We start from the raw sequence: 15,514 nt of genomic DNA, 5'->3' as shown, positions 1-15,514 counted from the left end.
GTTCGGCTAGATATTGCCCTTCACCGAGAGCTGGAAGATGCGGCCATATTCGCGCAGCTGCTCCTCGCGGAAGGCCAGCGGTCCGTCACGCCGGTCGGCATAGACGTCGCGCCAGAATCCGTCCTTGCTGTCGAACAGGTTGATGACCGCGGCGCGGATTGTGAGCCCGGCGACATCCTTATTCTCGACAAAGACGTTGCCCTGGACGCCCGTATTGTAGCGGAAGCTGACCTGGTCGAGCCGATAGAAGGGCGTCATGCGGTTGCGATTGACCTCGACGCCCCATGCCCAGTTGGTTTCGGGAATGTCGTGGCGGATGTTGGCCGACACGAAATAGTCGAGCACCTGGCTGATGTCGCGCTCGTCGCCGAGCAGCGGATCGTCGATGTAGGTTTTCTGCGCGCTGGCGTTGAATCCGAGCCGCGCACCCTTCCAGCCGAGCTTGTTGAGTTCGAGCGTCCCTTGCACGCCCGCCCAGAAGGCCGACGCGCTGTCGACGTTGCCGAGCGCTTCCTCGGTCGAGGAAATCGGCACGATCTCGATCTTGTCCTCGATGAAGGCAAACTCGAAGAAAGGATTGATCGCGCCGATCCCCTCGAAGGTCTTGGTCGCTTCGATCCGCCCGCGCCAGCGCTGCGAGGGAACGAGCGAGATATTGGTCGCACGGTTGGTGTCGTTGGCGATGTCGACCGCGGCGAGGAAGTCGAAGAAGCTCAGCTGGTCGACGCGGCGTTCGACCTCGGCATTGACCGCGAGCGAGGGCGATGCGCGCCATGCGAGCGAAACCGAGCCTTTGGGCCGCCAGTAAGTGCGCGCGCCGCTCCCGGCATCGCCGTCGACGCTAATCCGGCTATATTCGCCGCCCAGGTTGAGCTGGAGCGTCAGCCCCTCGGCGATCGGGCGTCCGTAGCTCAGGATCGCTTCGGCGCGCTTTTCCTTGATCGTGGCGTTGGCGCCGGGGACCGGGATGTCGATGACCGAACCGCCGACGGGCGTGAAGAGCAGCTCCGCCTCACTGTCGAGCGTGTTGAGCGCGCCTTCGAGGCTGACCTGCCAGTCGGCCTTGTCGCCCCAGCGATATTCGCTGCGCACGACGCTCTCGCGGCCGAGGCGGTCGACGATGAACTCGCTGACGTCGCCGTCGAGGTTGGTGAAACGGTTCTCGCCCGGGCGCGATTCGAAGCGCTGCAGGCCGATGAGTTTGAGCCGGCCCGACGCGAGCGCGAACTCATAGTCTCCGCCCAGTTCAAGGTCGTAGCCGTTAAAGTCGTTGTCGGCGACCTCGCTGCCGAGAAACAGGTCGGTGCCGTCGAACACATCGCCTTCGATCCTGTTGGCGAAGTGGCGCAGGCCGGCCGATGCGTTGAGGTTGAGCTTGTTGCCATTATCCGCCTCGCGCGCGAGCGACGCGGCGACGCCCGAGCGGTTTTGCGGATAGCGCCCGAATTCGTCGCGGCGCAGCAGGATGTCGCCGTCGGGATCGAACACGGTTTCCGGACCCCAATGGCCCTGGAAGCGGCGGTCGGCAGTGATGCTGGCATTCCATTCGGTATTGCCCTTGCGCCCGTTGAGCGCGAGCTCGCCGACCAGGATGGAATGGCCCACGCGCTTGCGAAATTGCGGCGTCCATTCGAACGTCCCGCCCATTTCACTCGCGCGGTATAGAATATTGGCAACCTCGCCGGTGAGTCCCGGAATGTCGAGCGTCGCGCCGTCGACCACCTCGATGCGGATGACGTCGTCGGCATCGATCCGGCTGAGCGTCGTCGCTGCATCGTTCGACTTGGCCGAAACACGCTGCCCGTTGAGGAGGATATTCTGGCTCGCTTGGCCGAGCCCGCGCTGGCCTCCGCCATTGCCGCCTGAAATCGAAAAACCGGGAATGCGCGACACCATGTCGAGCGCGGTGCGCGGGGCGAAGCGTTCGAAATCGGCCTTCGTGAACACGCGGTTGGCCTGGTCCTGCAGGCTACCCTTTAGTTCGACGCTCGCGGCGTAGTCGCCGCTTTCCAGCACCGCCTCTTCGTCGGCCTCGGCTTCGACGCCCTCGGGCGGGGCGGTCTCCACATCGCCTTCGCCCGCATACGCCGGTGTTGAAAATGTCATCAGGCTGGCGCTGGCCAGCACCCAGATCGGTTTCTCGCTCTTCATTGCTTGCATCCCCTTTTGATGCCGGCACCCTTTGGGGGCGGTGCCTCATGCAGATAAGACACCAGCCAGCCGCCCGGTGAACGCTATGTGAATGGAGCGGATCGCTTCGACGAACCCCCGTCGAGGCTTCGACCAATCGGCAAATCGACGAACGGGAAAGGGCTAGAAACTGCCTTTGACGAGCAGTTCGAGGATGCGCCCGAAGGGCTTGAGCGACTCTTCGCGAAAGGCGAGCGGACCGTCGCGCCGGTCGACATAGACGTCGCGCCACTCGGCGTCCCTGCGGTTGAAGAGATTGTCGATGGTCGCGCGCACCGTTAGCCCCGCGACGTCCTTGTTCTCGATGAAGATCTGACCCTCGAGGCCGTCGTCGTAGCGGAACGACACCTGGTTGAGGCGGTAGTTGGCGTTGCGTCGGCTGGCGCCGATCTCGCCGCCCCACGCCCAGTTCGTCGCGGGAATGTCGTGGCGCAGCGCGATTTCGAAGCGATAGTCGCGCAGCGAGCTGATCGGCCGCGCGACGAGAAGCAGCGGATCGTCGATGCTGCTGTCGACCCATTCGCCTTCCAGTTCGAGCCGAGCACCGTTCCAGCCGAGCGCGGCGAGTTCGAGGGTGGCTTGCCCGCCGAGCGTGAAGGTCCTTGCCGAAGGCACATTGCCGAGCGCTTCTTCGGTCGGCGAGATCGGGATCGTCTCGACGATATCTTCGATGAAGTTGATCTCGGCATAGGGGCTGATCGTGCCCCAGCCGTCGAACGACTTGGTCAGCGAGAGCGCGCCGCGCCAGCGTTGCGACGGCACCAACGCGATATTGGTCGCTCGATTGGTGTTTTCGGCCAGATCGACCGTGGCAAGGATGTCGCCGAAGCTGAGCTGGTCGACCTTGCGCTCGATCTCGGCATTGACCGACATGGACGGCGAGACGCGCCAGGCGAGCAGCGCCGAGCCTTTTGGGCGCCAGTAGCTGCGCGCACTTGTCCCGGCTTCGCCGTCAACCGAAAGCCGCGAATATTCCCCGCCGAGGTTGAGCTGCAGCGTCAGGCCGTCGGCGATCGGGCGTCCATAGCTCAGGATCGCTTCGGCGCGTTTCTCGGTGACGAGGGCGTTGGCGCCGGGCAGCGGGATTTCGGACCGCACGCCGCCTTCGGGCGTGACGAACAGCGCCGCCTCGCTGTCGAGCATGTTGTAGGCGCCCTCGACACTGACCTGCCAGTCGACCTCGCTGCCCCAGCGATACTCGCTGCGCACGACGCTTTCTTTCGCCAGCGTGGTCTGGTTAAACTCGCTCGTGTAGCCGTCGATGTCGATGAAGGTGCGTTCCGAGGGATTCTTGTCGAAGCGCTGGAGCCCGATGAGTTTGAGCCGCCCGACGCCCAGCGCGAGATCATAATCGAGACCCAGTTCGCCTTCCCAGCCGCGACGGTCGGAGAGCGACAGCTCCTCGCCGATCGGGTCGACGGGGTCGAAGATTTCACCCTCCTGCCGCGTCTTCAGGAAAGACAGGCCTGCCGAAAGGTTGGCGTTGAAGATGTTGCCGTTATCCGCTTCGTGCGAGAGCGAGGCGGCGAGGCTCGGGCGGTTGATCTTGAAGCGCGAGAATTCGTCGCGCAGCAGGAACCGCTCGCCATCGGGCAAAAGCACCCATTCGGGGCCGAAATTGCCGCGGAAGGAGCGGTCGGACTTGATGCTGGCATTCCATTCGGTCTTGCCGCTGCGCCCGCCGATGGCGGCTTCGCCCACAAGGATGGAATGGCCGATCCGCTTGCGGAAGAAGGGCTCCCACGAAAAGGTCCCGCCGATCGCGCTGGCGCGGTAGACGATGTTGGCGACTTCGCCGGTCAGGCCGGGGATGTCGAGCGTCGCGCCGTCGACCACTTCGATGCGAATGACGTCGGCGGCGTCGATACGGCTGAGCGTTGCGGCGGCATCGTTGGCCTTGCCCGACACGCGCTGCCCGTTGAGCAGGATATTCTGGGTGGCCTGGCCGAGCCCGCGATCGGCATCGCCGCCCCCGAAGAAGCCGTCGCCATCCGACCCGCCCTTGATCGAGAAGCCCGGTATCTGTCGCACCATGTCGAGCGCGGCGCGCGGCGCGAATCGTTCGAAGTCGGCGGCCGAGAAGCTGCGCGTCGTGCGCGCGTCGGCAGCATCCTGGGCATGGACGGCTTCGGGGAGCGCGCAAGCCATGAGCGCAATGCCCGCTGTCGTGCTCCAATATTTACGCCACGCCATGACCGCCATTCCCTTGTTCGGGCGGCCTTCTAACGGCTTCTTTCTGTCCTGTCGCGTGCTCGATTGTGGACAGGGGCAATCGCCCCGCCTATCCCAAGGACAAGTCATTCAACGAACTACGAGGAAGCAGCACATGGCGGGCGTCAACAAGGTGATTTTGGTCGGCAATCTGGGGGCGGATCCCGAGGCGCGGTCGCTCAACAATGGCGGCGAGGTGGTCAACCTGCGCGTCGCGACCAGCGAGACCTGGAAGGACCGCGACGGCAACCGCCAGGAACGCACCGAATGGCACCAGGTCGTGATCTGGAACGAGAATCTCGGCCGCGTCGCGAAAAATTATCTGAAGAAGGGCTCGAAGGTCTATCTCGAGGGCCAGCTGCAGACCCGCAAGTGGCAGGACCAGAATGGCGCCGACCGCTATTCGACCGAAGTCGTGCTGCAGCGCTTCCGCGGCGAACTTGTCCTGCTCGACCCGCGCGAAGGCGGTGGCGGCGGTGGCGGTTACGGCCAGCAGGGCGGTGGCTATGGCGGCGGTGGTGGCGGCCAGCAACAGCAGTCGCGTCCGCAGCCGGCGGCGTTCGACACCGACCTCGACGACGATGTCCCGTTCTAGGGTTCAGGCGGACGCCTGAGCGAAACGAAGAGGGGCGGCCTAGTTGCCGCCCTTTTCCATTTTCTCCTTGAGCGCGGCGAGCCCGCCAAAGGGTCCGGCTTCCTCTTCGCTGATCACGCCTGCGGCGCGCAATGCCTCGTCGGCGTCGGGGCTGCGTGGATAGGGGTCGAGCGCTAGGCTCAGCGTATCGGCGAGCGCATCGCCGAGTGCGATCTGCTGGCCGTCATGAAAGATGGTGTCGAGCTCGTCTTCGCCCAGCTCGATCTCCTCGTCGGGATTGCCGCTTTTCGGCTCGGGGACGAAGCGAAGCGCGATTGGCTCGTCGATCGAGGCGGGCACCGGTTCGCCCGTCGCGATGCAGGCTTGTTCGACCTTTGCCCGCACGCGGCCTTCCGCCTCGACCGTGTCGCCGTCCTTGCGCAGCACGACATCGGCCTCGAGCCGGTCGAGCGAGGTCAGGCGCAGTCGGTCGGCGATGGCCCCGCGTTCGTCATCGGTCGCCTGCAGCGACATTCGGTCGCCGTCGCGGATGGCGTTGAGCTTCAGCGGCGTCGTGAAATCGGTCACGCGAGCTGGCCTGCCATGATCTTGCGGTCGCTGGCTCCGCCCAGCCCTTCGTGGAAGCGGCGCAGCTTTTCGGTTACGAGCGTCTCCGCCGCTTCTTCGGGCGGATCGTAGCGGTAGAGGCTGAAGCGAACCGCGTCGGTCAGTGCTTCGCCCGGTTCGAGCCGGTCGCTCTCGGCAAGCGGCCGCCAGCGATCGACCCGCGCGGCGAGCGCGCCGACCAGCGAGCGCACCTGCTTGCCGAGCGAGGGGTCGCCGAACCCTTCTTCGCGCATCTGCGCGTCCATGTCGGCGATGAAGGCTTCGGTCAGGTGGACCGATGCGCGCACCGTCTCTTCCTCGCCCTGTTCCATGCGCAGGATCGTGAGCGCCAGCAGCGTCGAAAGCACCGCGAAGCGCCCGTCCAGCGTGTCGGGGACCTTCCCGCCGCGATACCAATCCGCCTCCCGCGCCGCCGCGACGACGCCTTCGTAGAGCGAGTGATATTCGGCCTTGGGCCGTGCGAACATGTTGAGCAGCGATCGCATGATGCGCCTCGTATCGAGTCTCGGGCCTTGCGTTGGCCCGCGTCGCCCGCATATTGGGCGGCGAGACAGGCCGCAAGGGTGCGGTTCACATAACGGTCAGGCGAAAGCGTCCAACGATGGCAACCATGTACAAGCTCCTTCTCCCCGCTACGGCGGCGCTCGCGCTCGCCGGATGCCAGGGTATTCGCGACCAGTCGGGCTATATCGCGCTCGCCGAATTGACTGATTCGATCGAGGTCGGGATCGACAATAAGGATTCGGTACAGCGCACGCTGGGCCGCCCGACCTTCACCGGCCAATTCGACGAGAATAACTGGTATTACGTTAACCAGATGACGAGCCAGTTTGCATTCCGTCGCCCGCAGCTGAAGGATGCGACCATCCTCCACATCCAGTTCGATGCGGCGGGCAACGTCACCTCGATTAACGAGGCGGACGAGACGCTGGCGGTCAAGATCAATCCGTCGGGCGACGAAACGCCGACGCTGGGCCGCGAAAAGAGCTTCTTCGAAGAGTTGTTCGGCAATATCGGCCAGGTCGGCCAGACCGGGCTGTTCGGCACCGAGCAGGGCGGTCCCTAGCCACCGGCTTGCGGGGGACGACGCAGGGGCCTAAGCCACCTGCATGACCGTCAAACCCGCCGGCATCAGCTACGCCGATTATCTCGACCTCGACACCATTCTCGGTGCGCAAGCTCCGCATTCGGAGCTGCACGACGAGATGCTGTTCATCATCATCCACCAGAACAAGGAATTGTGGCTCAAGCAGCTGCTCCATGAGCTGGCCTACGCGATCGAGCTGCTGCGCGAGGACAATTTCACGCTGGTCCACAAGACGCTTAGCCGGGTCCACCGGATCCAGGCGGTGATGACCCTGTCGTGGGACGTGCTCACGACGCTGACCCCGGTCGACTATATGAAATTTCGTCATGTGCTGGGGACCAGCTCGGGCTTCCAGTCGGCACAGTTTCGCGAGTTCGAATATCGGCTCGGAATCAAGAACCCGGTCTATCTCAAAAATTACGAGGAAGGCAGCGAGGTGCGCCAGCGCATGGAGCGCGCGCTTGAGGAGCCGAGCCTGGCCGACGAAGCGACTGCGGCGCTGGCCCGCCATGGATTCGACGTGTCGAGCGAGGAACAGATCGCGCACAGCTGGCTGACCGTCTATCGCAATGCCGAGGACAATCTCGCGCTTTACGGGCTCGCCGAGAAACTGGTCGATCTCGACGAAGCCATGGCCGCATGGCGCCATCGCCACGTGCTGATGGTCGAACGTGTGATCGGGATGAAGACCGGCACGGGCGGCTCGGCGGGCGCGCCCTATCTGCGCGAGACGCTGACCAAGCGCGCCTTCCCTGTGCTCTGGAATTTGCGCACCGAGATATGAGCTTCAAGCCGCTTTTCTCAAAGAGCCTCGCTGCCGATCCCGACCGGTTGCACGTCGCTGCGCACAGCCACCATCTGTGGCCCGACGCGAGCTATGATGGTCAGATCGAATGTTGGGAGGATGCCGCGCGGCTGGCGGACCGCAAGTGGGACCGCATCATGGGCGAGGTCTGGCCCGAGGCGCAGCGCCATGTCGGGAACGAGCTGGGCGGCGTGCCGGCAGATCGGCTCGTCTTTTCGGCCAACACGCACGACTTAATCATCCGGCTCGTCGCCGCCTGCCCGAGAAAAGGCGAAGGACCGCTTCGCATCCTCACCACTGACGGAGAATTCCACAGCGCTCGGCGCCAGTTTGCGCGCTGGGTCGAGGAAGGCCGCATCGCGCTCGACGTGGTGGCGGCAGAACCCTTCGAGACGCTCGGCGAACGCGTGCTCGATGCTGCAAGGACCGGCGAGCATGACCTCATCTTCGTGAGCCAGATGCTGTTCGGGGCGGGGCGGGCGCTCGCACCGCTCGAGCCGATCGTCGATCTTGCCGATCCCGAGGGTCCGTGGGTCGTGGTCGACGGCTATCACAGCTTCATGGCGATCCCCGAGCCCTTTGCGAAAACGCTCTCGGACAAGGCCTTCTTTCTCGGCGGCGGCTACAAATATGCCATGGCGGGCGAGGGGATGGGCTTCATGGCCTGCCCGCCCGGCTTCGGCCCGCGACCCCCGCTGACCGGCTGGTATGCGGAATTCGACGATCTTACGCTCCCGCCCGGCATGGTCGGCTACGCGCCCGACGCGATGCGCTTCATGGGGGCGACGTTCGATGCTTCGTCGCTGTATCGCTTCAACCACATCCGCCGAATGCTGGCTGACCAAGATCTCGATACGGCGAGTATCTCCGCGCACGTGCAGGCCATCCAGCAGCGCTTCGTCGGCGCGATCGAGGGCACCGTGCTTGGCCAGGCGAAATTGCTCAATTCTCCGGGCGACAATCCCGGCGCGCGCTTTCTCGCCTTCCGCCACGACTGCGCTGCCGACTGGTGCACGACGCTCAAGGCACGAAACGTCATTACCGACGTGCGCGGGCGGGTGATCCGCTTCGGCTTCGGCCTCTACCACGACCCCGACGACGTCGATGCGCTCGTCGCTCACTTGAAAGAGCTTTCATGACCGCTGCCGTTGCTGACGCGCCGCGTCCGATGTCCGGGCGCACGACCATGATGGTGATGCTGGTCATCGCCTACACGCTCAATTTCATCGACCGGCAGATCATTGGCATCCTGGCTGAACCGATCAAGCTCGACCTCGGTCTCACCGACGGGCAGCTCGGGTGGATGGGCGGCACGGCCTTCGCGCTGTTTTATACCCTGCTCGCCATCCCGATCGCGCTGCTCGCAGATCGCAAGAACCGCAGCTGGATCATCGCCATCGGCCTCACCCTTTGGAGCGCGGCGACCGCGCTGTGCGGGCTGGCGCAGAATTTCTGGCAGCTATTCCTTGCGCGCATGAGCGTGGGCGTCGGCGAGGCGGCAGGGGTCGCGCCGGCTTACTCGTTGATCAGCGATCTCTACCCGCCCAAGGCGCGCGCACGGGCGCTGGCGATCTTCTCGCTCGGCATTCCGCTGGGCTCGGCGCTGGGCGTCCTGTTCGGCGGGCTGCTCGCGGCCTCGATCGACTGGCGCGCGGCCTTCATCGCGGTCGGACTGGCAGGCGTCGTCTTTGCCCCGATCTTCAAATATTTCGTACGCGACCCGGGCCATGGTCTCGAAGGCGGTGAAGCGGCTCCCGCGCCGGCGGCCCCCGCAGCGCTCGGCGACGGCGCGCCGTCGGTCGGCCAGGTGTTTCGCGCCGTCGCGGCCAAGCCCAGCTTCTGGTTGCTCGGCTTCGGCGCGGGCCTTGCCAGCATGGCGGGCTACGGCTTCGCCTTCTGGATCCCGAGCTTCCTTGCGCGCAGCTACGAGCTGGGTCTGGTTGACCGCAGCTGGATCATGGCCGGAATGGTCGGCATCGGCGGCGCGATCGGCATTTACGGCGGCGGCGTGCTGGGCGACCGCCTGGGGAGCAAGAGCGCGGGCAACTACGCGAAAATCATCGCCATCGCTTTCGCTGTCACGCTGCCTATCTACCTGCTCGCCTTCCAGAGCACGAATTTGTGGGCCAGCTTCTTTCTGTTCATGGCGGCGACTGCGCTTTCGCTGATGTGGCTTGGTCCGATCGTAACCGCGATCACCAAACTGGTCCCCGCCAACATGCGCGCGACCGCGTCGGCGCTGTTCCTGTTCATCAACAACCTGATGGGCCTCGGGCTCGGTTCGCCGCTGATCGGCGAGATTAGCGACGCGCTGACCCCCGTCTATGGCGACGAGGCGCTACGTTACTCGGCGATGGTGACCACCTCGGTCTATCTGTTCGCCGCACTGTTGATGGCATTGGCCGCACGCCGCCTCCACAGGGACGTGGTCGAAACCTGACGCTTCCGGAACAGTCGCCGCCCTCCGATGGTTTTTGCCTCCGAATGGAGGAAGGACCATGCGACTTTTGATGCTTTCCGCAGGCGTTGCTGCGCTTGCCATTTCCGCCCCCGTAATGGCCGACCAGGGTCAGGGTCGCGGCAACGACAAGAAGGAAGACCGCGCTGATCGCGCCGAGGACCGCCGCGAAGCGAAGCGCGAACGAGCCGAGGAACGGCGCGAGGCTCGCCAGGACCGTCGCGAAGATGCGCGGGATCGCCGCGAGGACGCGCGTGACCGCGCTCGTGATCGCCGTGAAGATGCCCGCGACCGGGCGCGCGACGCTCGGGAGGACGCTCGCGACCGCGCCGAGGATCGCAGGGGCGACCGCATCCGTCGTGACATTCGCCGTGAAGTCGACCGTCGCGTCGACCGCCGCCGCGGCGATGTCCGCGACTACGACCCCTATCGCTATCGCTACGGCGATGCCCGTGGACGCGGGCTGGTCAACGGCTGCCCGCCGGGTCTTGCGAAGAAGAATAACGGCTGCCTGCCACCGGGTCAGGCCAAGCAGCTCTGGGGCCAGCAGATTCGCGACGAGTATCGCGACCGTCGCTTGATGGGCCCCTATCGCGACTGGTATCGTGACGATGACGATTATCGCTACCGGATGGGCGACGACTATATCTATCGCATCGGCACGAACGGGCTGGTCGCGGGGCTGATCCCGCTTTTCGACCGTCGCGGCTATTATTACCCGGTCGGCACCCGCTATCCGGAGGCTTACGACTTCTACAACGTGCCGCGCCAGTATCGCGACTATTATAGTGATCCCTATTACCGCTACGGCGACGGGGCGATCTATCGGGTCGACCCCGAGACGCAGCTGATCCAGTCGGTGGTAGCGCTTTTGGCGGGTGACCTGTCGGTGGGGCAGACGCTGCCCTCGGCCTACAACGTCTACAATTTGCCGCTGCAATATCGCTCGACCTATTACGACACGCCGGACAATTATTACCGTTACAATGACGGCTACGTCTATCGGGTCGACCCCACGACCATGCTGATCACCGAAGTGATCAAGGCTATCATCTGACAGAAGGACGGACAGTCATGAACAACTTCGCGAACGCGCCGCTGGCGCTGATCCTCGCTGCCGCGCTCCCGCTTGCCGCGTGCGGGAACGAGCCGGAAGGCGACGGCACGATCGAGACGGCGGCCGAAGACGATCAAAGCCTCGCAGGGGCGATCGGCGCGGACTCCACTCTTGGCAAAGCCGTCGAAGCAGCGGGCCTCGCCGACGTGCTGGCGGGCCCGGGCCCCTACACCGTTCTCGCACCTAGCGACGAGGCCTTCGCCGCCTTGCCCGAGGGCACGCTCGACAGCCTGCTTGCCGAGGAGGGCAAGGAACAGCTGGGCGGCATCCTGACCTATCACATCCTGCCCGGCACGATCCTGGGCGAGGATATCGCCAATGCGATCGAGATGGGCGAAGGGTCGACCGAGCTGCCGACCATGGGCGGCGCCACGCTGACCGCGCGGATGGATGGCGAGACCGTGGTGCTGACCGATGCCGGCGGCAACCAGGCCCGAGTCACCTCGACCAGCGACGGGCTTTCCAACGGAGTCGTGCATCATCTCGATGCGGTCCTGATGCCCGAGTAGGGCAGAAAACCCTGCTATTCCGGCCCGTTTCGGACTAAGTTTCCGCGCAATTGCGTGGCTTGGTCTGGAACGGGCCGAGTAGTCCTCGCACCCACTCCTGCAAAGGCGCACTTCTCTTATCAGAAAGAGGAGGTGTGTCATGTCCAAGCCCTGGCTTCCGTATCTTGCGCTCGCCGACGACAAGGGCGTTGCGCCTGAAGAATCGCGTGATGGTCACGAAAGCGCCTCCGGTGAGGAATGGCGTGCCGACGCCGGCCAGGCTTCGATGCCAGGCCCCGACGGGGGTGTGCACGGGACAGGTGGGCGATGGGCTCGCTTCCTCCCGCGCACGCCCTTTGCCTGGATGATGGCCTTGGGGATCGGCACGACCTTCTTTCTGCTCGCCTATTTCGGCATTCTGCTGACCCGTGAATCCGGGCGGATCGCGGCGGTCTGGCTGGCCAACGGGATCGCCGTCGCGATCATCCTGCGCAATCCGCGCGCACACTGGCCGCTGCTGTTTGCGAGCGTTTTTGCCGGCAATCTGATGGCCAATTTTCTTCATGCCGACCCTGTCGCGCGCGCGATGGCGCTCGCCTGCGCCAACCTGATCGAGATCGGCATCATCACGCTGATGATGCGTGGCGCGCTCCGGCCCGACCAGTCGTTTGAAAGCGGTCCGGTCATCGGCCGGTTCATGGCCTCGGCGTTGGTCGCCGCTTTAGTCGCCGGCCTGTTTGCGGCGAGCGCTTTGACGCTGCTTGAAAACGGCCAATTCCTTGCTGTTGCCCAGCACTGGTTTGTCGCTGATGCGCTCGGTCTATTGATCACCGCGCCGCTACTTCTCTCGCTGCCGCCGCGCCTCGCTGAGTGGGTCCAGCCGCGTGCCGCGCGCTCGCTAGCGCGTCGGTTCGAGACGGGCGCGCTCGTGACTGCCGTGGTCGCGACCACGCTCGTCCTTTTCCTGCAAGAACGTGCGCCGCTCATCTTCCTGCTCGGCCCGCTCCTCGTGCTGTCGGCCTTTCGCCTGTCGTTGGCGATGGCGTGCTTCACGATCCTTGCGTCCTCGGCGGTGGCGATAGTCGCGACCGGCATGGGGCTTGGCCCGATGGCGCGCTTTGCGGGCGAGGAGATTATGCGAATTTACGCTCTCCAGTCGTTGATCGCCTCGATGATCGCGCTCGTCCTTCCGGTTCGGGCCCTGATCGTCGAGCGTGACAGGATGGGCGTCGCCATGGAGAGGACCGAGCGCAAATTCCTGCGCATCGCGGAAGCCTCGCTCGCGGGAATCCTCCATCTCGACCTAAACGGCGAAGCGACCTGGGCGAATAATCGCTGGACCGAAATGACCGGGCAGGAGTTTCGCCGTGGCAAGCATCGCAATTGGGTCGAAGCCATCGCTCCCGAAGCGCGGTCGGAATTGTTGACCATGTGGACCAAAGCGCGCGCGACGCTCGAGCCGGTTTCCGGCGAGTTTCCCGCAGCGTGCGAGGACCGTGACTGCGGTTGGGTCGCGCTTTCCATCCATCCCGAGCGGAGCGCCTCGGGCGACCTTACCGGTTTTGTCGTCCGCTTGAGCGACGTGACCGAGCGCCGGGCGGCCGAGGAGAAACTTGCCGACAGCGAGCGCCTCTATCGACTGGTCACCGAGAATGTCAGCGACATCGTGATTCGTCTCGGGCTGGACGGATCGATGCTTTACGTGTCGGCGGCGGCGCAGCGGATGCTCGGGCATGCCCCCGACGATCTGGTCGGCCGCCCGATTCGCGATCTCATCCACGGCGAGGACTGGAAGGAGTTTCGCAGCGCGTTCACGGATTTGCTAACCGGCGGCCGCGCCCGCCCCGAATTGCGCTATCGCCACCGCTGTGCCGACGGCACGTTCCGCTGGGTCGAAGGCAGTTTCCGGCCCGTCTTCGACGCCAAGAGCGGCGAGCCGATCGAATTGGTGGCGTCGATCCGCGACATTACGAGGCGGCGGCGCACAGAGCAGGTCGTTGCCGAGAGCGCCGCCAAGTTGCGCGAAAGCCATCGCCTCATCTCGCTCGCCGAGTGCCTGGCGCGCACTGCGCATTGGCGCCTCGACCTGAATGGCGGAGAGTTCGATTACAGCCCCCAGGCCAATGCGATCTGTAACGTCCCGCGCAACGAGCCCTTCAGTGCCCGCGACGCCTTACGCCTGGTAGCACCGGAGGATCGCGACACCCTTTTATCGACCATGGCGCGCGCACGGCGGGCCGAACGCTCGTGCGAATGCGAAATCAAGATCAAGACGCCGGCCGGTGAGCTTCGCCACCTGCGCGTCGTCATCCAGGCCGATCGCACGCCCGAAGGGAAGCTCGACGGGCTGGTAGGTGTCCTGCGCGATGTGACCGTCGAGCATCACGCGCGCGACGAACTCGTTCAGGCGCGCGACACGGCCAATGCCGCAGCGCGCGCAAAATCCCATTTTCTTGCGACGATGAGCCACGAGATCCGCACGCCGATGACCGGCGTGCTAGGAATGATCGACCTGTTGAAGGCCAATCCCGACGAGGGCGACCGCGCGCGCTATCTCGACATGCTCGAAACGTCCGCCGACCTGCTCATGGCGGTGCTCGACGACATACTGGACTTTTCCAAGATCGACAGCGGTCAGGTGGCGCTCGAGCGACGCGACTTCGTCGTCGATCGACTGGTCGAGGAATCGGCGGCGCTGTTCGAGCGGCAAGCGGCAGAAAAGGGCATCCAGCTCTGTTTCGTCCATGACGGAGAGTCGGCGACCGTTCGCGGCGATCCCATGCGACTGCGACAGATCCTCGCCAACCTTCTTTCCAATTCGATCAAGTTTACCGAGCAGGGCGAAATCCGCCTCCGGCTCGCGACGCAGGCCGCAGGCGATGATACCGAGGTGCATATCGCGGTCGCCGATAGCGGGATCGGGATTGCCCAGAACAAGCAGGATCGCCTCTTCGAACCTTTTACCCAGGCCGATGCCAGCACGTCGCGCCGCTTCGGTGGCACCGGCCTGGGCCTCGCCATCTGCCGACGCCTTGTCGAGGCAATGGGCGGGCAGATTTCGGTCGCAAGCGCGCCTGGCGAAGGCGCGACTTTCTCGGTCAAGCTGACGCTCCCGACGGGGTCGATCGAGAATGTCGACGATCCGGTAGAGGCCTACGCCGCACTACCTGACGCTCCACGCCGCGAGTATCCGTCGCTTTCGATCCTGGTCGCCGAGGACAATCCGGTGAACCAGATGCTGATCAGCGCGATGCTGCGCGCCGACGGTCACCGCGTGGCGGTCGTCGAAAATGGCCGATTGGCGGTCGAGCGTGCCGCGCGCGAGCAATACGATGCCATCGTCATGGACATGCAGATGCCCGAGATGGACGGACTGGCCGCAACCCGTGCGATCCGCGGGTCGGATGGCCCATGCGCTGCGATTCCCATCATCGCACTGACCGCCGATTCGAGCCCCGACCGACGGCGCTTCTACGACGGCGCAGGGCTCTCGGCCTTCCTGACCAAGCCAATCGACCAGGAAATTTTGCTGGACCAGATCCGAGCGATCGCGGGCCTCGGCTCGGTCGATGGCAGGACGAAGACAGGAAAAGCGCCACCTTCGGACAATGCCAAGAATGACGATGCGGAAAGACTTCCCGCCTTGTTCGACAACGAGCGGCTCGGCGAGTTGCGCGAGGCGGTCGGCCAGAAACGCCTGTCGGAAATGTTCGCGCTTCTCGACGCCGAACTGGCGACCAGGCCCGACGAGATCGCCGCGCTCGTCAAGGCGGGCGACCGCGACGGCGCCTTGCGACTGGCACACAGCCTCAAGGGTGCAGCCGGGAGCGCAGGAGCCCTCGCCGTCGCCGCTCTTGCCGAGCAGTTCGAAGCAAAGGACGTCTAGCTGCAGGCCGTCGCACAGCGCCTGTGCGCGACAGCGGCCCGGACGCGCAAGGCAATCGTCGCGCTCGACGA

General features: G+C 64.7%; 12 protein-coding genes. 8 read left to right on the top strand and 4 right to left on the bottom strand.

The features are described 5' to 3' along the window. Positions 1–6 precede the first annotated feature (6 nt). Positions 7–2,151, bottom strand: a complete 2,145-nt coding sequence (locus tag KTQ36_RS01065) for a TonB-dependent receptor plug domain-containing protein (protein ID WP_218631933.1) — start codon at positions 2,149–2,151, stop codon at positions 7–9. A 162-nt stretch (positions 2,152–2,313) separates the two neighbouring features. Continuing rightward, positions 2,314–4,383 carry a TonB-dependent receptor plug domain-containing protein gene (locus KTQ36_RS01060; RefSeq protein ID WP_218631932.1) on the bottom strand — a complete coding sequence of 690 codons (2,070 nt, stop codon included), beginning with the start codon at positions 4,381–4,383 and terminating at the stop codon, positions 2,314–2,316. A gap of 133 nt (positions 4,384–4,516) precedes the next feature. On the opposite strand from KTQ36_RS01060, the gene ssb reads away from it, so the two are divergent. Beyond that, positions 4,517–4,996 (top strand): single-stranded DNA-binding protein, encoded by a 480-nt coding sequence (gene ssb / locus KTQ36_RS01055; protein ID WP_218631931.1) that lies wholly within the window; start codon positions 4,517–4,519, stop codon positions 4,994–4,996. A 39-nt stretch (positions 4,997–5,035) separates the two neighbouring features. On the opposite strand, the gene KTQ36_RS01050 is transcribed toward ssb, so the two are convergent. Both KTQ36_RS01050 and KTQ36_RS01045 read right to left on the bottom strand, forming a co-directional pair. Next, positions 5,036–5,563, bottom strand: a complete 528-nt coding sequence (locus KTQ36_RS01050; RefSeq protein ID WP_345777645.1) for a YceD family protein — start codon at positions 5,561–5,563, stop codon at positions 5,036–5,038. Continuing rightward, positions 5,560–6,087: a ubiquinol-cytochrome C chaperone family protein gene (locus KTQ36_RS01045; protein ID WP_218631930.1), complete on the bottom strand. Its 528-nt coding sequence runs from the start codon at positions 6,085–6,087 to the stop codon at positions 5,560–5,562. The genes KTQ36_RS01050 and KTQ36_RS01045 overlap by 4 nt, the downstream gene beginning before the upstream one ends. Before the next feature lie 125 nt (positions 6,088–6,212). On the opposite strand from KTQ36_RS01045, the gene KTQ36_RS01040 reads away from it, so the two are divergent. The 7 genes from KTQ36_RS01040 (at position 6,213) to KTQ36_RS01010 (ending at position 15,443) form a co-directional block, all read left to right on the top strand. Further along, a complete protein-coding gene (locus tag KTQ36_RS01040; RefSeq protein WP_218631929.1) occupies positions 6,213–6,668 on the top strand; it encodes an outer membrane protein assembly factor BamE in 456 nt (151 codons plus the stop codon). Between the two features lie 43 nt (positions 6,669–6,711). After that, the gene (locus KTQ36_RS01035) at positions 6,712–7,473 is read left to right on the top strand and encodes a tryptophan 2,3-dioxygenase (RefSeq protein ID WP_218631928.1); all 762 of its coding nucleotides are present in this window, start codon (positions 6,712–6,714) and stop codon (positions 7,471–7,473) included. Continuing rightward, positions 7,470–8,633: a kynureninase/PvdN C-terminal domain-containing protein gene (locus KTQ36_RS01030; RefSeq protein WP_218631927.1), complete on the top strand. Its 1,164-nt coding sequence runs from the start codon at positions 7,470–7,472 to the stop codon at positions 8,631–8,633. The genes KTQ36_RS01035 and KTQ36_RS01030 overlap by 4 nt, the downstream gene beginning before the upstream one ends. Then, entirely contained in the window at positions 8,630–9,934 is a 1,305-nt protein-coding gene (locus KTQ36_RS01025) for a spinster family MFS transporter (protein WP_255553924.1), read from the top strand. The genes KTQ36_RS01030 and KTQ36_RS01025 overlap by 4 nt, the downstream gene beginning before the upstream one ends. A gap of 58 nt (positions 9,935–9,992) precedes the next feature. Further along, positions 9,993–11,009 carry a hypothetical protein gene (locus KTQ36_RS01020; RefSeq protein ID WP_218631926.1) on the top strand — a complete coding sequence of 339 codons (1,017 nt, stop codon included), beginning with the start codon at positions 9,993–9,995 and terminating at the stop codon, positions 11,007–11,009. Between the two features lie 17 nt (positions 11,010–11,026). Then, entirely contained in the window at positions 11,027–11,578 is a 552-nt protein-coding gene (locus KTQ36_RS01015) for a fasciclin domain-containing protein (protein ID WP_218631925.1), read from the top strand. A gap of 139 nt (positions 11,579–11,717) precedes the next feature. Beyond that, positions 11,718–15,443 (top strand): PAS domain S-box protein, encoded by a 3,726-nt coding sequence (locus KTQ36_RS01010; protein ID WP_218631924.1) that lies wholly within the window; start codon positions 11,718–11,720, stop codon positions 15,441–15,443. The last annotated feature ends 71 nt before the right edge of the window (positions 15,444–15,514 follow it).

It is taken from the genome of Sphingomicrobium clamense (assembly GCF_019264355.1).
Taxonomy (GTDB): Bacteria; Pseudomonadota; Alphaproteobacteria; order Sphingomonadales; family Sphingomonadaceae; genus Sphingomicrobium; species Sphingomicrobium clamense.
Note: the sequence above shows the minus strand (reverse complement) of the source record. Positions and strands in the feature narration are given on the sequence as shown.